The sequence below is a fragment of the Sphingomonas sp. BL-S-28 genome (assembly GCF_055521515.1).
Genome location: NZ_CM145484.1, coordinates 1,072,490 through 1,096,885 on the forward strand (window position 1 = coordinate 1,072,490; position 24,396 = coordinate 1,096,885).

Here is a 24,396-nt window from a genome sequence, read left to right on the forward strand (position 1 = left end):
TGAAATTGTAGGCGAGTCAATTTACCCGGGCAAAAAATAACTTCAGGGAATCGAATCATGGATCGTGCCGATCGCAAGGCGGCCCTTGCCGAATATCGCGAACGCAAACCCGAACCGGGCGTCTACGCCCTGCGCTGCACCGCCAGCGGAGAGGCGTGGGTGGGCCGGGCGCCGAACCTTCCGGCGATCCGCAACCGGCTGTTCTTCACTCTGCGGCTGGGCTCCACGCCGCAGCGTTCGTTGCAGGATGCGTGGAACGCGCACGGGGTGGATGCTTTCGCCTTCGATGTGCTGGAAGTGCTGGATGCCGAGAAGATCGGCCTCGGCTGGGAGCGCGAACTCAAGAAGCGCCACGCGGATTGGGTGGAGCGGCTGGGCGCGACGGCCATCTGATCCTTACGCGCCCCAGTCGCCCCCTGCGTAAGGCGAGGGTCGTGAGCTTCACGCATCCCACCCCAACCACTTTCGTCATCCCCGCGTGGGCGGGGATCCCGCTTGTTCTTCGCTAGCGTGGCGAAAAGGAAGCGGGGCCCCCGCCTACGCGGGGGCGACGAAGTGGTTTGAGGTAAAGGCAGTTTGGTAAGGTAAGTTTTGGGGGCGTCGTCGTCGTTTCGGACGGTGGAAAGGGCGGTCCGGTCAGAGCGCCTTGGCCAGTTCATCCCGGAACTTCGGATCGGCCAGCCCGATCAGCAGTTCCGCCCGTTGGCGCAAGGTTTTGCCGCGCAAATTGGCGGCGCCGTGTTCGGTCACGATCCACTGCACATCGTTGCGCGGCGTCGTCACCGGTCCGTCCAGCTTCGGCACGATGCGGCTTACAGTGCCGCCCTTCGCCGTAGAGCGGCAAGCGATCACCGAAAGCCCGCCCTTCGATCCATAGGCGCCGCGCACGAAATCGAGTTGGCCACCCGCTGCTGAGTGCTGGTGTCCGCCCATGAATTCGGAATTGCACGCGCCTTGCAGGTCCACCTGAATCGTGGCGTTGACGGAGACGACCTTGTCGTTCTGCGCGATCACGGCGGGATCGTTCACCACGTCCACCGGCATCGAATAGACATGCGGATTGGCGTCCATCCAGCGGTAGAACGGCTCGTTCCCCATGGCGAAGGAATAGACGCTGAGGCCCGGCTGCGTCGTCTTCAGGCGATTGGTCACCGCCCCTTGCTGCGCCAGACGGGCGAGCGCGGGGGTGAGCAGTTCGGTGTGGATGCCCATGTCCCGCCGGTTCGCGATGCGGCGGCAGACCGCGCCGGGCAGGTTGCCGATGCCCATTTGCAGGCAGGCGCCGTCGTCGATCATTTCCGCGATCAGCGCGGCGATGGCCTCGTCCTCCGGCGCGGCGTCGGCCTCTCCGAAGCTGAGCAGCGGCACGTGGTTTTCGACGATTGCGGAAACTTGCGAGACATGGAGCGGAGCCGGGCAGGCGACGCGCGGCATCGCCGGGTTGACCTCCACGATCACCGTCTTCGCGCTGTGCGCGACGATCGAGGTGTAGTCGTTGGCGGCGCCGAAACTGAAATAGCCGTCCGCATCCATCGGTGAGACGGTGAGCACGCAGGCATCCATGCCCACTTCGTCCCGCATGACCCGGGGTGAGCCGCTGAACGCGGTGGGCACGAAGTCGATCAGAGCCTCGGCAGCAGGGTCGGCCTTGATGAGCGCGCGCTCCATCCCGCTCACGAACAGGCATTGCGGGCGAATGCGGCCCAGCAACTCGCGCCGGAAGATGGTCGATCCGGCATGGGCCTGCGAGAGCAGGTACCAGACGCGCAAGTCGGTCAGCGTGCCTGCTTCGGCCCGCCGTGCGAGCGCGGCCAGGATCGCGGGAGGCTCTGCCACGGCCATACCCATGGCAAGGTCGCTGTTGCTGGCGATCGCCTGCACCGCACTGTCGGCAGTGGTCAGCTTGGCTTCGTAGAGAGTTCTGGCGTCCATCGTCTCCATGGGTCTCACCCTCCGCGGCGGAGATCAAGTTTCCGGATGTTGCCGAACCGCCGAACTATCCCCCCAAGCCGCCGCTTGTGCCGCGCGTGCGGGCATCCTATGGCGCAGGCTGATTTATGACTGCGGGCTATGGGAGCATCAATGGCCGCCACCACTAAGACCTCCGCGCTGATGGCGCGGGGACGTGAATTCCTCGGCAGCGAATATGCGATCCTGTGTGGCGCCATGTCCTGGGTGTCCGAGCGTAACCTCGTTTCGGCCATCAGCAATGCCGGCGGCTTCGGCGTGATCGCCTGCGGGGCGATGACGCCCGCGCTGCTCGACACCGAAATCGCCGCGACCAAGGCGCTGACCAGCAAGCCTTTCGGCGTGAACCTGATCACCATGCACCCGCAGCTGTTCGATCTGATCGAAGTCTGCGCGAAGCACAATGTCAGCCATGTCGTGCTGGCGGGCGGCATTCCGCCCAAGGGCAGCGTGGAAGCCATCAAGGAATCGGGCGCCAAGGTGATCTGCTTCGCGCCGACGCTGGCGCTGGGCAAGAAGCTGCTGCGCTCCGGCGCGGACGCTCTGGTGATCGAGGGCATGGAAGCCGGCGGCCACATCGGCCCGGTCTCTACCTCGGTGCTGGCGCAGGAAATCCTGCCGGCGCTGGCTGAGGAGCAACTTGTGTTCGTCGCCGGCGGCATCGGCCGTGGTGAGGCGATGGCCGGCTACCTGGAAATGGGCGCGGCGGGCGTGCAGCTTGGCACTCGTTTCGCCTGCGCGACCGAATCGATCGCGCACCCGGACTTCAAGAAGGCCTTCTTCCGCGCCAATGCCCGCGATGCCGTGGCTTCGGTGCAGGTCGATCCGCGCCTGCCGGTGATCCCGGTGCGCGCGCTGAAGAACAAGGGTACCGAGGAATTCACCGCCAAGCAGATCGAAGTGGCGCGCCTGCTGGACGCCGGTGAGGTCGACATGGGTGAAGCGCAGCTCAAGATCGAGCACTTCTGGGCCGGTGCCCTGCGCCGTGCGGTGATCGAGGGCGACGTTGAGAACGGTTCGATCATGGCCGGCCAGTCGGTCGGCATGGTCAGCAAGGAAGAGCCGGTGACGGAGATCATCGCCGCGCTCATGGCCGAATCCGAAGCCGCGCTTTCCAACCGCGCTGCTGCTGCCTGAGGCCTGATCCTATGGCAGAACCGCTGATCCTCGCGCTGTCCTGCGCCGATCGCCCGGGCATCGTCGCCCGGGTGACCGGCTACCTCGCGCAAGCCGGGGGCAACATCATCGAGGCGCAGCAGTTCAACGATCTGGATGAAGACAAGTTCTTCATGCGCGTCGCTTTCGATCCGCGCAGTGCAGATCGCGAGGAAATTCGCGAGGGCTTCGGCCCGATCGCGCACGAATACGGCATGGCCTGGTCGATGACCCGTCGCGACCGGCCGCGCCGCGTGCTGCTGCTGGTCAGCAAGTTCGATCACTGCCTGGCCGATCTGCTTTATCGCCTGCGCATCGGCGAACTGCCGATGGACGTCGTCGGCATCGTCTCCAACCATCCGCGCGAGGCGATCGATTCGGCGATGATCGGCGATCTGCCGTTCCATCACTTGCCGGTGACCAGGGACACCAAGGCTGCGCAGGAAGCGCAGATCCGCGCGCTGGTGGATGAGACGCGCGCCGAACTGGTGGTGCTGGCCCGCTACATGCAAATCCTCTCGGACGAGATGGCCGCGTTCCTTTCGGGCCGCTGCATCAACATCCACCACTCGTTCCTGCCGGGCTTCAAGGGTGCCAAGCCCTATCATCAGGCGCACGCGCGCGGGGTGAAGATGATCGGCGCGACGGCGCACTATGTGACGGCGGACCTCGACGAAGGGCCGATCATCCATCAGGATGTGGAAGCCGTGACTCACGCCGACACGCCCGAGGATATGGTGCGCAAGGGCCGCGATATCGAGCGGCGCGTGCTGGCAGAGGCGGTGCGGTTGCATCTGGAGGACCGCGTGCTGCTGAACGGCGCGCGCACGGTGGTGTTCAGAGGATAAGAGAGAGGGTGCCATGAAGGTCAGCGGTATCGATCACGTCAATGTCCTGACCGACGATCTGGAGGCCACGGCGCGCTTCTATGAAAGCGTGCTGGGCCTCACCCGCAGCCCCAATTCCACCGTGGCCACGCATATCGCCGGCTATTGGATGCGCGACGGTGAGGGCAATGCGATCGTCCATCTGGTGGACCGCACGACCGCGCCGGGCCGCTATGACGCCTATCATCCGGGCGAACCGACCAACGCGCTGCACCATTTCGCGTTTCGCTGTTCCGGCTATGCCGAAACCCTTGCGCGGATCGAAGAACTGGGGCTGCCGCACCGCGCGATGGAGCACCCGCAGCTTGGCCTCGCGCAGATTTTCCTGGTCGATCCCAACGCCGTGAACCTCGAACTGAACTTCAACGGCGAGGTTTGATTCTGCTGGCGATAAAGCGCGCCCAGGCAGGGGCGTCCTTGTTGTCGCTGGTTTCCGGTTCCCACTGCTGGCGCATCAGCGCGCGGGCATCGGCCTCCGCCATGCCGTGCGCGCGGTTCCAGCGGTAGACGAAGGCGGAAGCGCGCCAGTTCAGGATGCAGTGCACGTGCACGGGCGCTTCGCCCGCTTCCGCCATGGCCGTTTCGAAGGCGGCGAAATGGCTGTCGTCCGGCGCGTCGAAGGGCACCGGGATGTGCACATAGTCGATCCCCACGCCCGCAAACTGGCCGGCTTCGTCAGGCAGAGCCTCTGGATGGCTGGCGAGCGCAAGGTTGATCACGCGCCGCACGCCCAGCGCGGCAAGCCGTTGCGGATCGCCGTCCACCAGCTTGCCCGAAGTCGTCAGGCGTGCGTCGATGCGCTGCCAGCAGGCGATCTGTTCCGGGTCGGCCATACGATCATGTGCCTTTCCTATACGGAGGGGACTGTTCATGAGCCCGCCTCCTCGCTAGCCTGAATTTCGCCTCCAAAACAACAGCGGGCCGGCAACAATGGAGCATCCGTTCGATGTGTGACGACTTCACGGCTCTGACCGAAGACGCGAACCTCGCCCGTCGCGGGCTTGACCGCCGGACTTTTGCCGCGCTGGGTGCCAGCGTGGCGCTGGCTGGTTGCGCGGGCAGCTTCGCGCCCAAGAGCGGCGGCAGCGACGTGAAGGAGAAGATGATCTCCATCACCACCGCCGACGGCGTGGCCGATGCCTTCTTCGTCCATCCCGCCAAGGGCGCGCATCCCGGCATTATCATGTGGCCCGACATCGCCGGTTTGCGAGAGGCGATGAAGATCATGGCCCGCTCGCTCGCCGCCGAAGGTTACGCGGTGCTATGCGTGAACCCCTATTATCGCGGCGGCCCGGCGCCGACGTTCGAGAGCTTCTCGGACTACCGCACGCCGGAAGGGCAGGCCAAGGTCGGCCCGCTGCGCGGCGCGCTGACCCCCGATGCGATCACCCGCGATGCCCGCGCCTATGTCTCCTTCCTGCGCGGTGATCCGGCAGTGGATGGCAAGCGAGGCATCGGCAGCCACGGCTATTGCATGGGTGGCCCCTTCACCGTGCGTGCGGCAGCGGCCGAGCCGGACCATGTGCGTGCGGCGGCGGCACTGCACGGTGCCGGCCTTGTCACGGCCGATCCTGACAGCCCGCACCGCCTGATCGCCAAGACGCAGGCTTCGTTCCTCTTCGCCATCGCCCGCAACGACGATGCCAAGCAGCCCGAGCAGAAGACGGAGCTGAAAAAGGCCGCCGAAGCGGCCGGCCGTCCGGCCGAGGTGGAAGTCTATCCCGCCGATCACGGCTGGTGCGTGCCCGATTCGCCTTCGTGGGATCCGGATTCGGCGGACAAGGCGTGGCAGCGGATGCTGGCGTTGTACGCGGGACTCTAGTTTTGAAACCATGCCCTTAACATCGTCATCCCCGCGGAGGCGGGGATCCCGCTTCTTTCAGCGTTGCGAAGAAGAACAGCGGGGCCCCCGCCTTCGCGGGGGCGACGGACAGTGATAGGTGGCCGGTAGCATGTCTCTTATCTGAAGAACCCGCGCCCGCGCAGGAACACGAACGTCGCCAGCGCGCATCCGGCCGCGATTGCGGTGGCGACGATGGTGCCGCCGTGGCCGGTCAGCGGCAGATCGCCGGTGTTCATGCCGAAGATGCCGGTGACCAGCGTGGTCGGCAGCATCAGCGCGGTCATGACCGAAAGCAGGTAGAGGTTCTGGTTGATCCGCTGGTTCGACTGATCGTTGATCTCGTCCCGCACCGATCGCAGCTGGTTGAGCACGCTGACGATATCGCCATCGACGCCCTGTACCCGCTGGGAGAGTTTCTCGATCGTCGGCAACAGGTCGGCCGGCAGGTCGCTGTCGAGTTCGAGGCGGCGGAACACGCTCTTCATCCCGTCCAGCATCCGGTGAAGCTGGGCCAGACGGCGGCGGACGTCCATCAGCCGGTGGCTGTCGGGCGCCTGGCGGTCCTCCACCAGCGCATCCTCGGCGCCCTGCACTTCGCTCGACAGGCGGGCGATGACGCGGCCGAAATTTTCCAGCAGGGCGCTGGCCATCAGGTCCACCGCGCGCGGCGGGGTGATCGCCATCCCGCCCGCGCTCAGCCGGCGATAGACGATATCGGCCGAACCGATCGGATGGTGGCGAGCGGAAACGATCAGGTTGGGTGTCAGCGCCATGTGCAGCGCGCCGATGCGGCCGGTATCGTCCTTGTCGAAGTCCCGCTCCAGATCGTGGAGCACCCAGGCGACGGTGGTGGGGTCTACCAGCGCGCGTTGGTGCCGGTCCTGCGACAGCAGCACTTCGCGCGCGGCGGCGGGCAGTTCAGGGGTGGCTTCCACCCATTTGCGGGTGCCGTGATCGGCCAGGTTCAGGTGCAGCCAGCGCAGCCGATCTCCATGCGGGCTGTCGCAATCCTCCACCGGCCGGCTTCCCTCGGCGGTGAATTCGAAGCCCCAGATCAGCCCCGGACCCAGAGCCGGCGTTTGTTCCTGCGCTTGCCGCATTGGCAATTCCCCGAATGTTTTCCAGTTCCCGAATGTATTTCTAGGCCTTCTAACACGGCCAGACTGCACCCGTATGGCGGCGGGCTGGAAGAGCCATCGGCGGGGACCGAGAGAGGCTTGCTCTTCATCGGGACTATAGTGTGCCTCTCATCCCGTCGCCCCCGCGAAGGCGGGGGCCCCGCTGCCTTTGCGCACCGCCTCAAGAAAAAGCGGGATCCCCGCCTTCGCGGGGATGACGGGATTTGGTGTGAGAGAGAGTGATGGGGGAGCCATCAATTCTCCTACCGACGAGCAGCCGGCAAACAAAAAGGGGCCGGAAATCCGGCCCCTTTCGCGTATCGATTATTGCCCGGGGTTCGGCGTTCGCACCGGGGTGGGCGTCCTTGCCGCGCTTGGGCGGGGGGGCGTGCCTTGCGCGCCCCGCTGGCCGTCCTCGTTCGACGTGCGGCCGGTCGCGCGGTTGAGGAAGTCGTCGTTGGCCGCCGGCGGCGCGCCGTTGGCGGGCGCGCGCGGGACGGGACCACCAGCTGAACCGGGGCCGGAGGCAGGACCCGAACCGGGGCCGTAATCCGGCATTTGCGGTGCGCCGGGGCCCGGTCCGGGGCCGACGCTGCCATCGTCATAGCGCGGCTGGCCATCGCCCTGATCGCCCGCGCCGGGATGGACCACGTTGCCGTTCTCATCGACGTAGTAGTAGTCGTCCGGGCTGCCTTGCATCGCCTCGTCGTCCGGCTCAAGCTGCCATTCGGGCAGCTTCACTTCGGTCTGGAACTGTTCGACCGGGCGGGTGGAGACGGCGACCTTCATGTAGTCCGCAAAGGCGCGCGCCGGGGCGTGGCCGCCGGAGAGGCCGGGGACCGGCTTGGCATCGTCGCGGCCCATCCACACGCCGGTGGTGATGCCGCTGGAGAAGCCCAGGAACCAGCCATCCTTGTTGGAGCTGGTGGTGCCGGTCTTGCCCGCGACCGGGCGGCCGATCTGCGCGGCGCGGCCGGTGCCGGTGGCGACGGTCGTCTGCAACAGGTCGGTAATGCCGGCGGCGACATTGGGCGGCACCAACACCTGACCGCGCGTGGACTTGTGCTCATAGAGCGTCTTGCCGGACGAGGTGGTGACCTTGACGATGCCATAGGGCTCGACCGAGGTGCCGCCTGCGGAGATCGCGGCGAAAGCACGCGTCATATCGATCACGCGCACTTCGGACGTGCCCAGCACCATCGCCGGCTTGGTGTTGATCGGGGTGGAGATGCCGAAGCGGCGCGCCATCGAGGCGACCGTGCCGAAGCCCACTTCGTTGCCGAGCTGCGCGGCCACGGTGTTCTTCGAATAGGCAAAGGCGGTGCGCACGTCGATCTGGCCGGCGAAGTTGCGGCCGTCGTTCTGCGGGCTCCACCCGTCGATGGTGACGGGTTCGTCCATCACGCGGTCGTCAGGCGTGTAGCCGGCTTCCAGCGCGGAGAGATAGACGAACAGCTTCCACGCCGAACCGGGCTGGCGCACGGCGTTGGTGGCGCGGTTATAGTTCGAATTCACGTAGTCCGTGCCGCCGACCATGGCCAGCACGGCGCCGTCGCGGTCCAGGCTGACCAGCGCGCCCTGCGCGCCCTTGGGGGCATTGGCGGCGATCGAATTGGTCGCAGCCTGCTGCATCTTCGGGTCGAGCGTGGTCCAGACCTCGATCGGCTCGTTGGTGTCGGGCAGCAGCATGTCCAGCTGGGGCAGCGCCCAGTCGGTGAAGTAGCGGACCGAGTTCTGGCCCTTCTCATGCGTCACGGCGACATCGGCGATGTCGGCCCGGTCGGCCTCTTCCTGCGTGATCGCGCCGTTCTTGACCATCAGGCCCAGCACCACTTCGCCGCGGCCCTTGGCAGCGTCGAGGTCGGCGGTGGGCGAATAGTTCGAAGGCGCCTTCACCAGGCCGGCGATGATCGCGGCCTCGGCCGTCGAAAGCTCGGTAGCCGGGTGGCCGAAGAACTTGCGGCTGGCCGCGTCGATGCCATAGGCGCCGCCGCCGAAATAGACCTTGTTCAGGTAGAGTTCGAGGATCTGGTCCTTGGTGAACTTGCGTTCCAGCGCCAGTGCCAGCACGGCTTCGCGCGCCTTGCGGCCCATCGAGCGGCTGTTGTTCAGGAACACGTTGCGCGCCAGCTGCTGGGTGATCGTGGAGGTCGCCTTGGCGCGGCCGCCGGTGGTCAGCGAGACGTAGACGGCGCGGAACAGGCCCAGCGCGTCCACGCCGATGTGCTCGCGGAAGCGGCGGTCTTCCACCGAAACCATGGCATCGCGCATGACGGGCGGAATCTCGTTGTACGAAAGCCACCGGCCATAGCTGGGCCCGAGCGAGACAAGCTCACTGCCGTCGCGCGCGCGCACGACGATCATCTGGCCGTTCTGGCTGCTCTTCAGCGCGTCATAGGCGGGCAGTTCGCTCATCGTCACGGCCACGGCAGTGCCCAGGCCGATGGCGGCCAGCAATGTCAGCGCGCCGCCCCAAATGAGCACGCGCCGCGCAAAGCGACCGAGGAACGATGATTCTTTCGGATTGGAGGAGGAAGGCCCGCCGGACGAGCGGCTCCGGCCGGTATTCTTGGCCATTTTCTAGGTGCAGATCCCTTATGCGGACCGGACGGTCCGAGCGCTCTCTACCCCATGGACGCGGGTTTTGTAACCCGCGCTTAACGGGCCCTGTCAGGATTTCCTGGGGACCCCGCGAGACCCTGGAAATTCGCCGCACTGGAAACCCGGCGGGGCTGATGGCACAAGCGGTGAATGGCTCATTTCCTGCTCACTTATCACCTCGGTGCCGACTATCTCGACCGGCGGCCGGAATTTCGGGGCGCCCATCTGGCGTTGGCCTGGGAAGCCGCTGAGCGCGGCGAACTTATACTGGCAGGCGCGCTGGAGGATCCGGTGGACACCGCCTGCCTACTGTTCGCGGGGGAGGGGCGCGAGGTCGCGGAAGCCTTCGCCAAGGCCGATCCCTATGTGACGCAAGGGCTGGTCGAGCGCTGGACGGTGCGCCCGTGGAACACCGTGGTCGGCCCGCTGGCGGCCAATCCGGTGCATCCGTGAGCGGGGCGGACGCCGGCGCCGAACTGGCGGTCCGTGCCCGCCGCGCCGAATTCAACCGTGCGATTGCCGAAGGGGATGCCGCCGCGATCGGCCCGGTTCTGGCGCGTGATTGCGTGATGGTGACCGGCACCGACAGCGCGGTGATCGCCGGCCGCATGGCGCAAGTGAAAGTGTGGAAGCGCGAATTCGCCGCGCCCGCGCGCATGGTCTACTTGCGCAAACCGGAGCGTATCGAAACCTCTCCGGTAGAGCCGATCGCCATGGAATATGGCGCGTGGCAAGGCCTCGACAGCCAAGGCGCCGTGCTGGCATCCGGCAGCTATGTCGCCAAGTGGCGCGACCTTGGCGGCGACTGGGTGATCGAGGCGGAAGTGTTCCTGACGCTGGCCTGAGGGCCGGGTCTACCGTTCAGATCGTCCCGCGTTCCGCCGCCGCGACGTCGGCTGCGGCGGCGCGGGCACGCTCGGCAGCGGCGGCAGCAGCGTCCTGCGGGGGCGGCGAAGCGGTGCGCGGCGGCGCGGCGGGCGCATATTGCGGTGTCGGGGCATAGGCGCGGACACGCGGCGCGGCCTGCGCATAGTTGCCATCATCCGCATCGCTGTGGCCCTCGTCATAGCCCCAGTCCGGTGCGCGCAGGATCACGACTTGTCCGGGAGGGGCAGGGCGGAAGGCCGGTTCGGGCGCATAGGCGAACTCGCCGCCGTCACCGCCTTCGAGCGGGTAGCCTTCCTCGTCATTGTATTCGTGATGGCGCGCGGCACCGCGCAGCGGCATGTCGGCCCCCTCAAGCGCGACAAGGCCCTGATCGGCGGCACCCTGGTGCTGATCGAAGCGTTCCGCCCACTGGCGCATTCCGCCGTTGGCCAGGTTGGCCGCACCCACGCCGATCCCCACGCCCGCCACCAGCATGAACACCATCCACTTACCAGCACCCATCGTCACTCACATCCCGAATCGAATCCGCCGCTTCCCGCGCGCCGCCTAGGTGGGCCGCCCTGTCGGGGCGGTGAACGGAAGGCCGCCCACCCGGTCCTACGCATTTCCATGAGGGCGGCCGGCAACCATTCAGCAATCAGGATTGTGAGACGGTTAAGCCTGATCCACGAGGTTATTTTAGCAGATGTATACGCGCCGCGATTCCTTTGCGATGACGCCCTGCTGGTATCGGGGCGACCATCAACCGGCCGGTCGGCGGCGCCGTGAGGAAGACGGCACGATCCTCTGCACTTGCCGGCATTGCCGCAAGGAGATCCGATCGCGCGAGGGCAAGACCTGGCGGCTGGCGGAGGGGCTGGACCTCGACGCGCTGGCGGCATCGTGCATGTCCAGCCATTTCAGCGTGGTCGATGCGATCGGCGACATGGTTATCGCCCGCTATCCGCTGCCCGAAGGGGCGGACGAGGATGACATTGCCGCGCTGCGCGATCGCATCATCGAAAAGCACGGCATCGTGCCGGGCGACGATCTGGAAGTCCGCCTGATCAGCCATGAGGCGATGCAGGACAAACGGCACTGAGAGGTCGTTTGAAAATGTTCAGGCGGGCATTTTAACGCGACACCGGCCCAAAATTCGCGTACCGCGAATTTTCAAACCAACTCCGTACGCACACGAAAAAGGGCGCCGTTCCCACTGGGAACGGCGCCCTTTTTCGTGTGCGATCCGACCGAACCGAAGTCCGGCCGAAATCGGATTACTTGGCGTCGACAGCCTGTTCGACGGCCAGCGCGTTGCGCGCATCGGCCAGACGGAAGTCGACGTTGCGCGAGTTGTAGGTACCGGTCACGCGGTTGCCGCTGACGTAGAGGCGGAACGGAACCTGGCCCGAAGCGGTGCCCTGGATCACGGTAACCTTGCCCTTCTGGGCAGTGGTGTAGTTGTAGTGGACGCCGTCATGCTGGAAGCTGCGGGCATCCTCAGCCTGGGCGGAGGTGGCGAAAACGGCAGCAAGAGCGGCGGCACCGGCAAAGACAGTCTTGAACATGGCAATATCCTTTTTCAAGAAGCAGGAGATTGCCTCGGGGCATCTCTTATCTTGTTGCATTGCAACATGAGGTCAGGGCGCTGCGTTCGCAATGGCAATAGATGCCACCGGTGTTGCAGAAAGTGCAATCATATCCAAAAAGCTCAGCAAGGTAAGTAGTTAGCGCTAAAGCTGCCAGATTCTCCCTATTTCGGATAAATTTACGCCTTGCAAATGAGCCATGTGGCCACCCGAACGAGGTGCAGAGGCCGCAATTCAGCCATCTTGCGGGGGGTGTTGACCCCGGTTACCCTACCAAGATGCCAATGCATTCCGTGACTTGCACGTCCCGCCGCCCTCGGATGCGATCTGCCGCGATCGCATTGCCGATTCTCGCACTTGCAGCATGTCATGGCCGGAACGATACCGGCAATGACATGCCGGGCGATCGCGACGACCATCAGCCCTGGGGTGAGATCTCGGTTGCGGAACGGATTCGCGTTTCGGGAACCGAGCCGTTCTGGAACGCGGAAGTGCGCGATGGCCTGATCACCTATCGCACGCCGGAGCGGCCGGCCGGCGATCAGGCGACCGTGCGGCGCTTCGCGGGGCGGGGCGGCGTATCGTTCAGCGGCACGCTGGCCGGGCGCGACTTTACGCTGGCGATCGGGCCCGGACCTTGCACGGAAGGAATGTCGGACCGCCACTATCCCTATAACGCGTTGCTCAAGATCGGCGCAGAGGTGCGCAAGGGCTGCGCCTGGAGTGACCGCCGGCCCGCCAGGATGATCGAAGGCCGAAATGCCGATCAGTCGGCGACCCAGTCGGCCGCCGAATCGGGGATCGTGGAGACTTACGGGGCCATGGGGACGGGCGAGCCCGATCCCGCATCGCCGACCCCCTGATTGCCGCCATCGCCGATCGGCGGCACCCAATCGCGCGAGGCGATGGTGCGGGCCTGCGTGCTTGTAACCACGGGCGACGTACCGGGATTGTCGCTGTCGCCCCCGCTTCCTGCGGGCAGGCAGGCACCGGCCAGCACGCCGATGGCGATAGCGCCGGCCACGGCCCCGATCACGTTGACGGATATCGGCTTGTATCTTGGCAAAGCGGCCTCCGCTTGCCCCTCCTCATCGTTCAACGCGTCGGGTCCGGGGCTGTTCCCTCAGCTTTCCAGCGACTTGTCCAAGGTGATTTCGCAGTTGAGCAGCTTGGAAATCGGGCAGTTCTTCTCTGCATCCTCGGCAATGCTGGCGAATTCTTCGGCTGAAATGCCGGGGATATTGCCCTTCAGGACCAGCGCCGACTTGGACACCTTGAACCCGCCATCCGCCTGATCGAGGGTGATGGTGCACTGGGTGTCCAACGTGCCATCCGCGTGGCCCGCGCGGGCCAGGCCGAAGCTGGTGGCCATGGTGAAGCACGCGGCATGGGCGGCGGCGATCAGTTCTTCCGGATTGGTGCCGGGCTGCCCTTCGAACCGCGTCCCGAAGCCGTAAGGCTGGCCGGAAAGCACGCCCGAACGCGTGGTGATCGAACCCTTGCCTTCCTTGCCGAAGCCTTCGTAGCGGGCGGAAGCGGAATTGGTGGTCATCGGGATGGTCCTTTCGGTGCTGCCTTCACGCGGGCGGGCCATGGGACATTCGGCGCCGCCGCCTGGTGCACGGGTTCCGGAAACGCACCGGATCCGGCGCGCGGGCAATTCCTCGCACATAAACCGGACCGAGTCATGACAGGATGATTCCCGGGCGATCCGGAGGCGCCGGCCTCCGGTCTTCAGGCCGGATGCAGCGCATTCAACGCCGCGCCCGCCCGCCTGTCGGACGGTTCCGAGGCGTCCAGACGCTTCCACGCACGTTCGTGGAACCAGAACGCCACCGCATTGATGCAAGGTTCGATCAGGGCGATGCCGCCCGCCAGGGCCAGCGAGCCGGTCATTACATAAGCCACCGTGAAGCCCACCGTCAGGTGAACACACAAGTACGTCAGCGTTTTTGCAATATCGCGTCGCATTAGCAATACCTAAGGTTGAGCCATCCGTCCATCGGGTGCCGACCGAACATCGCCGGAACGCTGCGGGAATTCCAACGAGCGCTTTCGATTTCCCTGATCGACTGATATGGTTTCCCAACAAGTAAGGCGTGCCGCGCAGACGGTCCCGCCCATGGAAGAGGCCATCGAAAGGCGGTGTCATGAAGCGATTCCTGACAGCACTTCAGGCATGTTTTGCAGCCTTCCTTCTGCTTTGCCCGGGCTATGCGCTGGCGCAGGGCGCGGGGCTGGGTTCCCGCGAATTACCCGGATCGACGGAAGACCTTGGCGCCCCGGATGCCGCTGCAGATGCCTCAGTTCCCGATGTCCAGGCGATGACGGGCGCCTATTTCATGCGCGACAGCCTAGTGCCCCGGGCGGACGACGTGGCGTTGATCCAGCGCAAGCCGGCGCTCTACTTGTCCAGTTTCAACGATGGGATGGCGACGGTGGCCTATTCCCTGGAGGGGCGGCGGATCGTCTACCGCATCGTATCGGGTACGGTGAACGCCGCCGCGCGCGATGCGATCGACCGCGCTCTGGCGAAGCTTCAGCGCAAGGTTGCCTGACGGGCGGCCGCGCCCTGTTGCGAAAAGTCGCCTCTTGCGGGCGGGATTACACAGGCCTGAGACGAGGTGGTCTGGACCGCCATGCTGCCTTGCAGCATAACCCCGCGCCATGGCTTTCGTTCATTATTACGAGCAGGCGATCGACTGGATCGTGTCCCTATGCCCTCAGCCCGACAAGTTCGCGCATACATATGCCGGCCTGACGATCTGGCTGGTCTCCGCGATCCTGCTGAAGCGGAAACTCAGTTCGCGCTGGCCGGTCATGGTGGTGCTGCTGTGCGAAGTGGCCAACGAATGCGTCGATCGGCTGGCCCATGGTTCGTGGAACTGGCCCGACACGATCCGGGATTTCATCGCCACGCTGTTCTGGCCGACGGTGATCATGTTGGCCCTGCGCTGGAAGCCCGCGATCCGGGGGTGATTTCCCGGTCCGCGCCTTTGGCTGGCCAAGGGCGCTGGACACCGGAGAGGGCACGTGGGCATAGTCCGCGCGTCAGGGCGGGCTGCGGATGGGAGCCGATACGGGGGCTCGCGACTTTCACGGGAGAGGCTGAAGCCTTCCGGACAGGAGACGATGCGATGCATGATCCCCAACTGCGTGATTTCCCACTTCGCCGCCGCCGCCTCGACAGGAGGAACTGGACGGCCCGAAACTGGACGGCGCTGGCCATGCTTCTGCTGGCCGCAGGTTGCGGCAGCAAGCAGCCGACCGTCATCGAAACCACCGCCGTCGCCACCGAAACGGTCGCCCCGGTGGTGGTGGAGACCGGCATGGTGAGTTCGGACAATGGCACCGGCGCTCCGGCACCGGGCGCCGATTTCTCCGTCTATGTCGGCAAGTACCCGCTGGACAAAGTGGGCAACTACGCCTTCTTCGATCATCCGGTCGTCGTTTCCGGCGTCGCCGCCGCCGTCACCGATCCCAAAGCCGCCGCTGCCATCGCCGCGATGAAGGGCCCCGTCGGCCCGGTAAAGAAGGTGGGCGGCGATATCGCCGCGTCGCGCTGCGAACTGCACAACTGCGGCGCACACAACTATGCCGTGCATGTCGACGCGGTGACCAACCGCGTTTCCTCGGTCTGCTATTACGACGAAAAGGCAGGGCCGATCGCCACCTGGTTCAAGCCCGACGGCACCAAGACCAGCGAAGGCGACGGCTGCTCGATCGGCTGATCAGCAAGGAGCCCCGGGGGACCAGTCGGGCGCGGCCAGTTCGAACCCGCCGAAATGGAAGCCCGGGGACACCACGCAGCTTACCAGCGCCCAGCCTCCCAGCGGTTCCGCCGCCTGCCAGTGGCCGGTGGGCACCAGCGCTTGCGCCGCCTCTCCCTCCAGCACCCGTCCGCCCAGCACCGTGCGGGTGACGGGGCCGGCATCGTCCGGCGCGATGGACAGCGCGATGGGTGCGCCGGCGTGCCAGAACCACAGTTCCGCCGCGTCCACCCGGTGCCAGTGCGACCGCTGATGTGCTTCGAGCAGGAAATGGATCATCGTGGCCGTGGGCCGCTCTCCCTCAAGGGTCTCGGCCCGCCAAGTCTGGCGATACCAGCCACCCTCGGGATGCGGGGCAAGATCGAGGCGGGAGATGATTGCGGCGGGATCGGTCATGCTGTCCTTTCAACTCCGGCGCGGCTTTCGCGCGTGCATTGGCAATGCGGGCGCGATATTGGAGGCATTCGCAGACTGTCTACAAGTGCGCAAATCCCAAGCTTTCAGAAACGAGAGGATCCCATCATGCCCCATCCGCTCGGTATCGAATCGCGCACGCTCGCCGGAATGGGGCCGGTCCAGCACATTCGGCTGGCGGCGGAACTGGGTTGCACCCGCGTTTCGCTGGGGCTGGAGCAGTTGCGGGACAGCCAGGCCGGTTATCCGGCGTGGTCGCTGCGCGAAGACGCGGCGCTGCGGCGGGAGGTCAAGGCCGTGCTGGCGGACACCGGCATCTGCATCAAGCTAGGCGAAGGGCTGGCGGCGTCGGACATGATCGCCCCGGCCGACCGTGCCGTCGATTTCGACCTGTTTGCAGAGCTTGGCGCCAAGCGTCTGGGCGCGCATGACAACGGACTGGAGCGCGACCGTGCGCGCGATCAACTGGCCGAACTGGCGACGATGGCGCAGGCGCGCGGCATGGACCTGTCGATCATCTTCGCGCCTGTGCTGACCACCCGCAGCCTTGGCGATGCGCTCACCCTCGTGCGCGAGATCGGGGAAGACAAAGCCAGCCTGACGATCGATTCGCTCTATTTCTTCCGCACCGGCGGATCGGTGCGGCAGATCGCGGAGCTGGATTCGGCGCTAGTCGGCCACGTGCGCATTTGCGACGGGGCGCTGGGCGATGGCGAGAGCGACACCCGCAGTCCGCGCCTGATCCCTGGCGAGGGCGAACTGCCGCTGCGCGAATTCGTCGATGCCCTGCCGCGCGGCAAGACGCTGGGCATAGACGTGACCCTGCCGCAAGCCGCGATCGGCGTGGAGGCGGCGCGGGACTACGTGGGCGAGATCGTCGCACGGACCCGGGCCCTGCTGGCCTGACGCGTCAGCTGCGGGCGTCGGCCAGCAGCATCTCCGCCCCTTTTTCCGCGATCATCATCGTCGGCGCATTGGTGTTGCCGGAAGTGATCGTGGGCATCACCGAGGCATCGATCACGCGCAAGCCGTCCAGCCCGGCCACGCGCAGGCGTGCATCAACCACGCGGCCCATCGCTGCCGTGCCCACCGGGTGGAAGATGGTGGTGCCGATCTCCCCCGCCGCGCGGCGCAAGTCTGCCTCGCTCTCGAACGCCGGGCCGGGGCGCAATTCCTGCGGCGCATAGCGGGCAAGGGCAGGCCGGGCGGCGATCGCGCGCGTCAGCCGGATCGCCTGCGCGGCGACGCGCAAGTCCTCCTCGGTCGAAAGATAGTTGGGCCGGATCGCCGGTGGCGCCGCGGGGTCCACGGCGGCGATCCGCGTGGTGCCCCGGCTTTCGGGCCGCAAGTTGCAGACGCTGGCGGTGAAAGCGGGGAAGGGATCGAGCGCCCCGCCGAACGCCTCCAGGCTCAGCGGCTGGACGTGGTATTCCAGATTGGGCGTCGCATAGTGCGGATCGCTGCGCGTGAAGACCCCCAGCTGGCTGGGCGCCATCGCCATCGGTCCGCTACGGCGAAGCGCATATTCCATGCCGATCAGCGCCTTGCCGAACAGGGTCGCGGCCCGCTGGTTCAGGGTGGAAACGCCAGTGACGCGCCAGGCGCAGCGCAATTGCAGATGGTCCTGCAGGTTGGCGCCGACCTCGGGCCGGTCCAGTCGCGTGGTGATCCCCAGCGCGGACAAATGCGCCGCATCGCCCACGCCGCTGCGTTCGAGGATCGCGGGAGAGCCGATGGCGCCTGCTGCCAGCACCACTTCGCCGCGTGCGCGGGCTTCGCGTGGTTCGTTGCCCACCGAATAGGCCACGCTCACCGCGCGCGTCCCCTCAAACACCACACGGTCCACCAGCGCGCCGGTTTCGACCTTGAGATTGGCGCGCGTGCGCACCGGTTTCAGAAAGGCGTCGGATGCGCTCCAGCGCCAGCCACGCCGCTGGGTCACCTGGAAGAAGCCGGCGCCGTCATTGTCGCCCGTGTTGAAGTCGTGGCTATGCGGAATGCCCTGCTCCTCGCAGGCATCGCGGAACGCTTCGAGGATGTCCCACCGCAGTCGCTGGCGTTCCACCCGGATCTCTCCCCCGGTGCCGTGGAAGCTGCTGGCGCCGTCGTAATGGTCTTCGGCGCGGGTGAAATAGGGCAGCACGTCGTCCCAGCCCCAGCCGGGATTGCCCGCCTGTCGCCACTGGTCGTAATCGGCCGCCTGCCCGCGCATGTAGATCATGCCGTTGATCGAGGAGCAGCCCCCCAGCACCCGGCCGCGCGGATATTTCAGCGCGCGCCCGCCAAGGCCCTGTTCGGCCTGCGTGGCATAGCACCAGTCGGTGCGCGGATTGCCGATGCAATAGAGATAGCCCACCGGCACGCGGATCCAGACGTAATCGTCCTTGCCGCCCGCTTCCAGCAGCAGCACGCGGTTGCGCGGATCGGCGCTCAGCCGGTTGGCCAGCACGCAGCCGGCGCTGCCGCCGCCCACCACGATGTAGTCGAACTCTCCCATTCCCCATGGGCTAGGCTGCATGGCAGGGGGGATCAAGCTGGTGGAGGGGAGAGGGGGGAGGCAAACCCGCCCCGGCGATGCCCGGCGATGCCCGGCGATGCCCGGTGATGCTCTGTGGTGCGATGGGGGGCGGGGCCGATCGAAATCGGGGCCTCGAGACATCGTTGGTGTGAACGGCTGAACGGCAAACCCGGGATAAAGTTCCGGATTAACGGAATTTAATCTCTCTAACATCTTGCGATATACGCAAGCTCATTTAACCATTGCGCAAGTGAATGAACCTATGCGTCAAGCCATAGGGGGATGGCGATGCGTCGCCATTTTTACGGGAGCCGTCGGTGCTTGGCTGGGATTGGACGTCGGGGGGCGATCCATTTCCGGCAAGGTAGAACGGACACGAGCATGAGGTCGCCTCACGTGCCCCGCCTTCGCCGGCGGCTCTTTTTTCCACAATCGCCCAACCTGTTCAGCGGCTACGATGGCAGCCGAAGTCACCACGCCTACGCGGCCTCAGCTCTTGCGCGAATGCCGTCGATGGTGCGGCTTGGTCAGTTGCCCAGCGCGTGTTCTTCGGCCGTTACCGGATCGCCCTGGCGCGGCTGCTCGTAGACCGCCCGGCTGATCCAGATCGCGGACATCGCCAGAACGGCAAGGAGCAGGCCGAACACCAGCATCCATCGCACCACGTGGGGGGTGCTGCCCGAACGGGCTTCATCGTCGTCAAGGTGAACTTCGTCGCCAACGCGTTGCATCAGGGCTCTCCCGCAGGCCGGCGGCATTTCTGGCCGCATTCGCGCGGGCAAAGGGGGCGGTAATGCCCACAGTAGACCACGGGCCAAGTAGGTAACGCGCGTTCGGGGGGCGAAGTTCCCGGCAGTGGCCTGCGCCGTCAATCCGGTGCCGAAATCAGGTCCAGCGTGCGTGCGTCGCGCCGGCCGTCGCAAAAGCCATCGAGGGCGCGGGAAAAGCGCTGCCCGCCGCCGGCCGCCTCGAAAAGCGTCATCGAACTGCGGAACTTCATCGCGTCCACTTCGCCCAGGATCGCGGCGGCACTGCGCTCTCCCGCCCAGCCCAGCATGGTGTCCGTGCATTCGTCCAGCCGCGCGCCCAGTAAAGGGTGGGCAAGGTATGCGCGGGCTTCGGCCAGTCCTGCGATTGCGTAAATCTGCGCGGTCTGGCTGAGGCCCAGGCCGGCGATCTGGGGGAACACGAACCACATCCAGTGGCTGCGCTTGGCGCCACTTTCCAGTTCGGCGACGATATCGGGATAGATTGCCGCCTGCGCATCGACGAAGCGTTGGAGGCCATCCATCGGCATCAGCCGAGTCCGGCGCGGAAGGCGGACTGCTGTGGGCGAGGCTCGCGCGCCGTCTGCGTCGCCGTCTGCGTCGGGGGCGAGGAATCGGACAATCGCAGCCGATGGGCGATGCCCAGCATGCCCAGCATGGCTACCGATGCCATAAAGCTGATCAGGATAGCCTTGCGAACCACGGCAGGCATGGCCTCGGGCGAGCGGGGCCGGGCGGCGCGTGCCGGTTGTGCATCTTCGCTACGATTGTTCACGGATCGCGACTCCCGATCGGTGACGGGCGTCTCGAATCGGAAACCCTGTCGGCGGGAGAACGCTTGGGCGGGTTGCCTGTTCCCGGGATAAAGCGGCGTTTTATCCGCAGGATGGCACGCGAAAAAAGGGGCCGGATGCCTCTGCATCCGACCCCTTGGAAATTCCGCGATGCTTGCGATCAGTCGCGCAGCAGTTCGTTGATGCCGGTCTTCGAACGCGTCTGCGCGTCCACGGTCTTGACGATCACGGCGCAGTAGAGCGACGGGCCGGGGGTACCGTCGGGCAGCGGCTTGCCGGGCAGCGAGCCGGGGACGACCACCGAGTAAGGCGGAACCTTGCCGATGTGGACTTCGCCGGTCGCACGATCGACGATCTTGGTCGAAGCGCCCAGGAACACGCCCATGGAGATCACCGCGCCTTCACCGACGACGACGCCTTCGGCCACTTCCGAACGGGCGCCGATGAAGCAGTTGTCCTCGATGATGACCGGACCGGCCTGCAGCGGCTCAAGCACGCCGCCGATGCCGACGCCGCCCGAGATGTGCACGTTCTTGCCGATCTGCGCGCAGGAGCCGACGGTGGCCCAGGTGTCGACCATGGTGCCTTCGCCCACATAGGCGCCGATGTTCACGAAGCTGGGCATCAGCACCACGCCCTTCGAGATGAAGGTGCCGCGGCGGGCGACGGCGCCCGGAACCACGCGGAAGCCGGCCTTGCGGAAGTCTTCATCGGCCCAGCCGTCGAACTTCACGGGCACCTTGTCGAACGCGGGCGCGCCGCCGGCGCCGTGGGCGACGGGGGCGTTGTCGTTCAGACGGAACGAGAGCAGCACGGCCTTCTTCAGCCACTGGTTGACCTTCCAGCCACCGTTGCCGTCCGGCTCGGCGACGCGGGCGGTGCCCGATTCGATCAGGCCAAGCGCTTCGTCCACCAGCTTGCGCACGTCGGCGCTGGCGGGGGTGACGGTGTCGCGCGCATCCCAGGCGGCTTCGATCGCGGTTTCGAGTTCGGACATGTTCGCGTCTCCAGAAAGTCTGCCAGTATAAATCGTCGCCCGCGCGCCTAGAGGGTGCGGGCGGGCAGGACAAGCAGGAAGGGCGCAGGCGCTATAAGCGAAGCGTCCCGAAACGATCAGGGGGCCGGGGCGAGTTTGGCCGAATCGATGTGCCAGCGCAGCTGCGCGGACGAGGAGCCGTCCACGTCGTTCACTCGCCGGACGACATAAGTGCCGCGAAAACGCTGGTGGGTGCCGTCATCCAGCGTGGCGTCCACCGTTACCGGCACGGGCTGGTAGATCGATCCCGCTCCGGCATCGCCCGGCTGGAGTGTGCCGATCACGACATGCGTGGCGCGGGTATGCGCGAAGCCGGCGCGGAACTTCTCCGGCGTCTGGTTCGGCGGGCCGTTCTCGCCCCATTGCTGCCAAGCGGTGTCGAAATCGCGGGCGTTAAGGGCGGAGTAGTAACGCTGGACGACTGCCGCTGCCGCTTCCTTGCTGCGCGGGTCGGGCTGGCAGCCTGCCATGGGCTTTTCGCCCGGCCCGACCATGGCGCAACTGCGCGCGATCTCGTCCTCGATCATCGCACAGCTGTTGGCGACATTGCAGGGCGGATGCGTGGCGGGCGAGACATTGCGGCAGAGGTCCGCGCGCTTTTGCGCGGCGGTTGTGCCGATCTCGTCGGCGCAGGACAGCGGCGTGGAGGCGGGGGCCGATAGGGGGGGCTGTGCGGATTCGGTTAGGGCAGCACCGGGCACTTCGCTGGCGACCTGCTGGGTCACCGCCTCGCTGGAGGCGGAATCGTCAGGCCTGTCGCTTGCCGCTTCCCGATCGCGAGACGGCCCGCAGGCCGTAACGGCGACGAGGACGAGAGCCGGCAGCGCGCAAGTGAAACCTCTGGTCATCCCCGTCTCCCCGATTTTGGCCCGATCCAACTCTGGCGGAGGCGGCTGGCTGGGCCGCCTCCTTACGGAGAATTACGCGCGAAAGGCACGCCGGTGCCCGCAAGGAGGCGAAAAAATCGCTGTCAGGGCGCCATCAGCTCGCGTACGAAGCCGATCAGCCCGGTCTGGCGGGCGCGGCGCATGCGTTCGGCGGCCAGGATCTTCTTCACTTTCTCGAAGCAGGCCTGGATATCGTCGTTGACCACCACATAGTCGTAGCCGTCCCAGTGGCTGATTTCGGAGCGGGCCCGCTCCATGCGGGCGGCGATCACGTCCACGCTGTCGGTCCCGCGCCCGGTCAGGCGGCGGCGCAGTTCGTCGATGCTGGGCGGCAGCAGGAACACGCGTACCACGTCACGCTCCAGCTTCTGGTAAAGCTGCTGGGTGCCCTGCCAGTCGATGTCGAACAGATAGTCCTCACCGTCCTTCAGGCCCGCTTTCACGTGCGCCTTGGGGGTGCCGTAGGAATTGCCGAAGACGGTTGCCCATTCCAGGAACTCGCCGTCTTCCGCCATGCGGTCGAACTGGGCCTGGCTGACGAAGAAGTAGTCCTTGCCGTCCACTTCGCCGGGGCGCGGCGCGCGGGTGGTGCAGGAAACCGAGTTGCGGATATGCGGATCGTGTTCCAGCAGCATGCGCGAGATCGTCGTCTTGCCCGCGCCCGATGGCGAGGACATGATCAGCATCAGGCCGCGCCGGGCCAGCGCATCTGCGGGGTTTTCGGGAGAATTGACCATGTGCCCCGATGCCGATGCATGGCGCGCAAATCAAGAGGGCAGCTGCAGATCGCGGGAAAGTGCCTAGTTTGCCCCGCCTGCATTGCGGGAAAGCGGCACCGGCCCTTACCAGCTATCCGTGCCGTCCTCGGCCATATCGTTCAATTGTTTCTTGCCCTGCGCCTTGGCCTTGCGCGCACGCGAACGGTCGTAGAGCGTCTTTGCGGCCAGCCCGCCGACCACCATGATGGCGCCGGGCACCGAAGTCAGCGCCACGCGCGCCAGCACGCCGTGAGCGAGCGATTCGCCCAGCGAGCGTCCTTTCAGGATCGCGGTGGCCTTGCGCGGGGCATAGGCCTTGCCCAGCAGGGCGTGCTCCACCGCGCGCCGCGCGATGGCGGCACCGCCGCGCAGGGCGATGTCGGCGATGACCAGATTGGTAGCGGAATTGGGGCTGGGGCCGTGCAGATCGGCCGCCTTGCCCTTGATCCGCGCCTTCACTTTGGCGGCGCGGCCCTTGGGTTTCTTTTCGTCAGCGGGGTCGGCATCCGGAAGCGCAGGAACGGCGGCTTCGGCCATGGCCGCTAACCGTCCCTGCTCGTCCTTGATTGCCCGCTGCAACTTGCCCAGGGCCATAGCCGTTACGCTTTCCCGGGCAGCTGGGCCCGCCTACTTCTTCTTGCCGAAGTCGACCGAAACGACGTTCGATCCATCCTCACTGGGAGTAATGCGCGAGGCCACGTCGCGTTCCGCGTCGTTACCCGGTTCGGCGGCGATCTCGTCTTCCAGCTCGTCGTCCGAAATCGCCTGGAACTGCAGGCCGAAATCCACGGCCGGATCGACGAAGGCGGTGATCGCGGAGAACGGGATCACCAGATTCGACGGGCGCTGATTGAAGCTGAGGCTGACGGAAAAGCCATCTTCCCCGACCGCGAGGTCCCAGAACTTGTTCTGGAGCACGATCGTCATCTCGTCCGGAAAGCGGGTGCGCAATTCGGGGGGAATCGACACACCGGGGGCTCCGGTCTTGAAGGTGATATAGAAGTGGTGGCCGCCGGGCAGGTTGCCGCCGGATGCTTCCACTTGGCCCAGTACGCGGCCGACGACGGCGCGCAGGGCCTCCTGGACGATCTCGTCGTAGGGGATCAGGCTGTCTTGAGGCGTATCGTTCATCGCGCCCTAGGTGCTTGCGCAAGACCTGCCGGTCAAGCGGGTTCGGCGATAAAATAGCATGACCGGGCGTGTTTTCCCTAGGTCGTTTTGATGCCGGGGCGGGCCGAAATCGCGATTTTTACCTGATTCCCGGCCTGGACCGCGACTCCTGCGGGGCTGCCCTAGGTGTAAATCCCGATGGGTTACAGGGAGGGGGCGGCGCGTTTTCGAACGATGGTCGCCGCGTACCGGGCGCGTACTAAGATTGCTCGCCCGCCATGCCACGCGCACAATTGATTCCGCGCGATAGAGGT

32 protein-coding genes are annotated in these 24,396 nt (G+C 65.9%); 13 read left to right on the top strand and 19 right to left on the bottom strand.

Going from position 1 to position 24,396, the window contains the following annotated elements:
- Window positions 1-57: 57 nt before the first annotated feature.
- The gene (locus ACZ1JC_RS13780; RefSeq protein ID WP_465136319.1) at window positions 58-393 is read left to right on the top strand and encodes a GIY-YIG nuclease family protein; all 336 of its coding nucleotides are present in this window, start codon (window positions 58-60) and stop codon (window positions 391-393) included.
- A gap of 243 nt (window positions 394-636) precedes the next feature.
- On the opposite strand, the gene ACZ1JC_RS13785 is transcribed toward ACZ1JC_RS13780, so the two are convergent.
- Window positions 637-1,932, bottom strand: coding sequence for an acetyl-CoA hydrolase/transferase family protein (locus tag ACZ1JC_RS13785; protein ID WP_465136318.1), 1,296 nt, complete (start codon window positions 1,930-1,932; stop codon window positions 637-639).
- A 150-nt stretch (window positions 1,933-2,082) separates the two neighbouring features.
- On the opposite strand from ACZ1JC_RS13785, the gene ACZ1JC_RS13790 reads away from it, so the two are divergent.
- Genes ACZ1JC_RS13790 through ACZ1JC_RS13800 form a run of 3 tightly spaced genes read left to right on the top strand, consistent with a single transcriptional unit; the run spans window position 2,083 to window position 4,389 of the window.
- Window positions 2,083-3,105, top strand: a complete 1,023-nt coding sequence (locus tag ACZ1JC_RS13790) for an NAD(P)H-dependent flavin oxidoreductase (RefSeq protein WP_465136317.1) — start codon at window positions 2,083-2,085, stop codon at window positions 3,103-3,105.
- A gap of 11 nt (window positions 3,106-3,116) precedes the next feature.
- Window positions 3,117-3,971 (top strand): formyltetrahydrofolate deformylase, encoded by an 855-nt coding sequence (gene purU, locus ACZ1JC_RS13795; protein WP_465136316.1) that lies wholly within the window; start codon window positions 3,117-3,119, stop codon window positions 3,969-3,971.
- Between the two features lie 13 nt (window positions 3,972-3,984).
- On the top strand, window positions 3,985-4,389 hold the full coding sequence (locus ACZ1JC_RS13800; protein WP_465136315.1) for a VOC family protein: 405 nt from the start codon (window positions 3,985-3,987) through the stop codon (window positions 4,387-4,389).
- Here ACZ1JC_RS13800 and ACZ1JC_RS13805 read toward each other — a convergent pair.
- Entirely contained in the window at window positions 4,373-4,882 is a 510-nt protein-coding gene (locus tag ACZ1JC_RS13805) for a protein tyrosine phosphatase family protein (protein ID WP_465136314.1), read from the bottom strand. The genes ACZ1JC_RS13800 and ACZ1JC_RS13805 overlap by 17 nt on opposite strands.
- Before the next feature lie 74 nt (window positions 4,883-4,956).
- Between ACZ1JC_RS13805 and ACZ1JC_RS13810 the strand changes: the two genes are divergently transcribed.
- On the top strand, window positions 4,957-5,832 hold the full coding sequence (locus tag ACZ1JC_RS13810) for a dienelactone hydrolase family protein (RefSeq protein ID WP_465136313.1): 876 nt from the start codon (window positions 4,957-4,959) through the stop codon (window positions 5,830-5,832).
- 137 nt (window positions 5,833-5,969) lie between these two features.
- Here ACZ1JC_RS13810 and ACZ1JC_RS13815 read toward each other — a convergent pair whose 3' ends face one another.
- Together ACZ1JC_RS13815 and ACZ1JC_RS13820 are read right to left on the bottom strand one after the other, a co-directional pair.
- Window positions 5,970-6,953 (bottom strand): CorA family divalent cation transporter, encoded by a 984-nt coding sequence (locus ACZ1JC_RS13815; RefSeq protein ID WP_465136312.1) that lies wholly within the window; start codon window positions 6,951-6,953, stop codon window positions 5,970-5,972.
- A gap of 342 nt (window positions 6,954-7,295) precedes the next feature.
- The gene (locus ACZ1JC_RS13820) at window positions 7,296-9,548 is read right to left on the bottom strand and encodes a transglycosylase domain-containing protein (protein WP_465136311.1); all 2,253 of its coding nucleotides are present in this window, start codon (window positions 9,546-9,548) and stop codon (window positions 7,296-7,298) included.
- Between the two features lie 174 nt (window positions 9,549-9,722).
- Here ACZ1JC_RS13820 and ACZ1JC_RS13825 point away from each other — a divergent pair, with 174 nt between their 5' ends.
- Both ACZ1JC_RS13825 and ACZ1JC_RS13830 read left to right on the top strand, forming a co-directional pair.
- The gene (locus ACZ1JC_RS13825) at window positions 9,723-10,025 is read left to right on the top strand and encodes a YciI-like protein (RefSeq protein WP_465136310.1); all 303 of its coding nucleotides are present in this window, start codon (window positions 9,723-9,725) and stop codon (window positions 10,023-10,025) included.
- On the top strand, window positions 10,022-10,417 hold the full coding sequence (locus ACZ1JC_RS13830) for a nuclear transport factor 2 family protein (protein ID WP_465136309.1): 396 nt from the start codon (window positions 10,022-10,024) through the stop codon (window positions 10,415-10,417). The genes ACZ1JC_RS13825 and ACZ1JC_RS13830 overlap by 4 nt, the downstream gene beginning before the upstream one ends.
- A 16-nt stretch (window positions 10,418-10,433) precedes the next feature.
- On the opposite strand, the gene ACZ1JC_RS13835 is transcribed toward ACZ1JC_RS13830, so the two are convergent.
- Window positions 10,434-10,961, bottom strand: a complete 528-nt coding sequence (locus ACZ1JC_RS13835) for a hypothetical protein (protein WP_465136308.1) — start codon at window positions 10,959-10,961, stop codon at window positions 10,434-10,436.
- Window positions 10,962-11,145: 184 nt separating this feature from the next.
- Here ACZ1JC_RS13835 and ACZ1JC_RS13840 point away from each other — a divergent pair, with 184 nt between their 5' ends.
- A complete protein-coding gene (locus tag ACZ1JC_RS13840) occupies window positions 11,146-11,541 on the top strand; it encodes a hypothetical protein (RefSeq protein ID WP_465136307.1) in 396 nt (131 codons plus the stop codon).
- A gap of 175 nt (window positions 11,542-11,716) precedes the next feature.
- Here the strand turns inward: ACZ1JC_RS13840 and ACZ1JC_RS13845 are convergent, their stop codons facing one another.
- Window positions 11,717-12,007, bottom strand: coding sequence for a hypothetical protein (locus ACZ1JC_RS13845; RefSeq protein ID WP_465136306.1), 291 nt, complete (start codon window positions 12,005-12,007; stop codon window positions 11,717-11,719).
- A gap of 416 nt (window positions 12,008-12,423) precedes the next feature.
- On the opposite strand from ACZ1JC_RS13845, the gene ACZ1JC_RS13850 reads away from it, so the two are divergent.
- A complete protein-coding gene (locus ACZ1JC_RS13850; protein ID WP_465136305.1) occupies window positions 12,424-12,891 on the top strand; it encodes a COG3650 family protein in 468 nt (155 codons plus the stop codon).
- Here ACZ1JC_RS13850 and ACZ1JC_RS13855 read toward each other — a convergent pair.
- From ACZ1JC_RS13855 to ACZ1JC_RS13865, 3 genes are all read right to left on the bottom strand, one after another.
- On the bottom strand, window positions 12,840-13,094 hold the full coding sequence (locus ACZ1JC_RS13855; protein ID WP_465136304.1) for a hypothetical protein: 255 nt from the start codon (window positions 13,092-13,094) through the stop codon (window positions 12,840-12,842). The two genes, ACZ1JC_RS13850 and ACZ1JC_RS13855, sit on opposite strands and share 52 nt — an antisense overlap.
- Before the next feature lie 57 nt (window positions 13,095-13,151).
- A complete protein-coding gene (locus ACZ1JC_RS13860; RefSeq protein WP_465136303.1) occupies window positions 13,152-13,580 on the bottom strand; it encodes an OsmC family protein in 429 nt (142 codons plus the stop codon).
- A 182-nt stretch (window positions 13,581-13,762) separates the two neighbouring features.
- The gene (locus tag ACZ1JC_RS13865; RefSeq protein WP_465136302.1) at window positions 13,763-13,999 is read right to left on the bottom strand and encodes a DUF2061 domain-containing protein; all 237 of its coding nucleotides are present in this window, start codon (window positions 13,997-13,999) and stop codon (window positions 13,763-13,765) included.
- A gap of 179 nt (window positions 14,000-14,178) precedes the next feature.
- Between ACZ1JC_RS13865 and ACZ1JC_RS13870 the strand changes: the two genes are divergently transcribed.
- The 3 genes from ACZ1JC_RS13870 (at window position 14,179) to ACZ1JC_RS13880 (ending at window position 15,759) form a co-directional block, all read left to right on the top strand.
- Entirely contained in the window at window positions 14,179-14,586 is a 408-nt protein-coding gene (locus ACZ1JC_RS13870; protein ID WP_465136301.1) for a hypothetical protein, read from the top strand.
- Between the two features lie 109 nt (window positions 14,587-14,695).
- A complete protein-coding gene (locus tag ACZ1JC_RS13875) occupies window positions 14,696-15,007 on the top strand; it encodes a hypothetical protein (RefSeq protein WP_465136300.1) in 312 nt (103 codons plus the stop codon).
- 158 nt (window positions 15,008-15,165) lie between these two features.
- The gene (locus ACZ1JC_RS13880) at window positions 15,166-15,759 is read left to right on the top strand and encodes a hypothetical protein (protein WP_465136299.1); all 594 of its coding nucleotides are present in this window, start codon (window positions 15,166-15,168) and stop codon (window positions 15,757-15,759) included.
- On the opposite strand, the gene ACZ1JC_RS13885 is transcribed toward ACZ1JC_RS13880, so the two are convergent.
- Window positions 15,760-16,194 (bottom strand): cupin domain-containing protein, encoded by a 435-nt coding sequence (locus ACZ1JC_RS13885; RefSeq protein ID WP_465136298.1) that lies wholly within the window; start codon window positions 16,192-16,194, stop codon window positions 15,760-15,762. It lies immediately after the preceding gene.
- A 126-nt stretch (window positions 16,195-16,320) separates the two neighbouring features.
- Here ACZ1JC_RS13885 and ACZ1JC_RS13890 point away from each other — a divergent pair, with 126 nt between their 5' ends.
- A complete protein-coding gene (locus ACZ1JC_RS13890; RefSeq protein ID WP_465136297.1) occupies window positions 16,321-17,118 on the top strand; it encodes a sugar phosphate isomerase/epimerase family protein in 798 nt (265 codons plus the stop codon).
- Between the two features lie 4 nt (window positions 17,119-17,122).
- On the opposite strand, the gene ACZ1JC_RS13895 is transcribed toward ACZ1JC_RS13890, so the two are convergent.
- The 9 genes from ACZ1JC_RS13895 to ACZ1JC_RS13935 all read right to left on the bottom strand — a co-directional run bounded on the left by ACZ1JC_RS13895 (window position 17,123) and on the right by ACZ1JC_RS13935 (window position 24,103).
- On the bottom strand, window positions 17,123-18,709 hold the full coding sequence (locus ACZ1JC_RS13895; RefSeq protein WP_465136296.1) for a GMC family oxidoreductase: 1,587 nt from the start codon (window positions 18,707-18,709) through the stop codon (window positions 17,123-17,125).
- A gap of 548 nt (window positions 18,710-19,257) precedes the next feature.
- The gene (locus tag ACZ1JC_RS13900) at window positions 19,258-19,461 is read right to left on the bottom strand and encodes a hypothetical protein (RefSeq protein WP_465136295.1); all 204 of its coding nucleotides are present in this window, start codon (window positions 19,459-19,461) and stop codon (window positions 19,258-19,260) included.
- A gap of 137 nt (window positions 19,462-19,598) precedes the next feature.
- Entirely contained in the window at window positions 19,599-20,021 is a 423-nt protein-coding gene (locus ACZ1JC_RS13905) for a DUF1810 domain-containing protein (protein WP_465138597.1), read from the bottom strand.
- A 5-nt stretch (window positions 20,022-20,026) separates the two neighbouring features.
- Window positions 20,027-20,272 (bottom strand): hypothetical protein, encoded by a 246-nt coding sequence (locus ACZ1JC_RS13910; RefSeq protein ID WP_465136294.1) that lies wholly within the window; start codon window positions 20,270-20,272, stop codon window positions 20,027-20,029.
- Window positions 20,273-20,451: 179 nt separating this feature from the next.
- Window positions 20,452-21,288: a 2,3,4,5-tetrahydropyridine-2,6-dicarboxylate N-succinyltransferase gene (gene dapD, locus ACZ1JC_RS13915; protein WP_465136293.1), complete on the bottom strand. Its 837-nt coding sequence runs from the start codon at window positions 21,286-21,288 to the stop codon at window positions 20,452-20,454.
- A gap of 116 nt (window positions 21,289-21,404) precedes the next feature.
- A complete protein-coding gene (locus ACZ1JC_RS13920; protein ID WP_465136292.1) occupies window positions 21,405-22,175 on the bottom strand; it encodes a hypothetical protein in 771 nt (256 codons plus the stop codon).
- 122 nt (window positions 22,176-22,297) lie between these two features.
- Window positions 22,298-22,951 (bottom strand): guanylate kinase, encoded by a 654-nt coding sequence (gene gmk, locus ACZ1JC_RS13925; protein WP_465136291.1) that lies wholly within the window; start codon window positions 22,949-22,951, stop codon window positions 22,298-22,300.
- A 105-nt stretch (window positions 22,952-23,056) separates the two neighbouring features.
- The gene (locus tag ACZ1JC_RS13930; RefSeq protein ID WP_465136290.1) at window positions 23,057-23,566 is read right to left on the bottom strand and encodes a hypothetical protein; all 510 of its coding nucleotides are present in this window, start codon (window positions 23,564-23,566) and stop codon (window positions 23,057-23,059) included.
- A 33-nt stretch (window positions 23,567-23,599) separates the two neighbouring features.
- On the bottom strand, window positions 23,600-24,103 hold the full coding sequence (locus tag ACZ1JC_RS13935; RefSeq protein WP_465136289.1) for an SspB family protein: 504 nt from the start codon (window positions 24,101-24,103) through the stop codon (window positions 23,600-23,602).
- Window positions 24,104-24,396 lie beyond the last annotated feature (293 nt).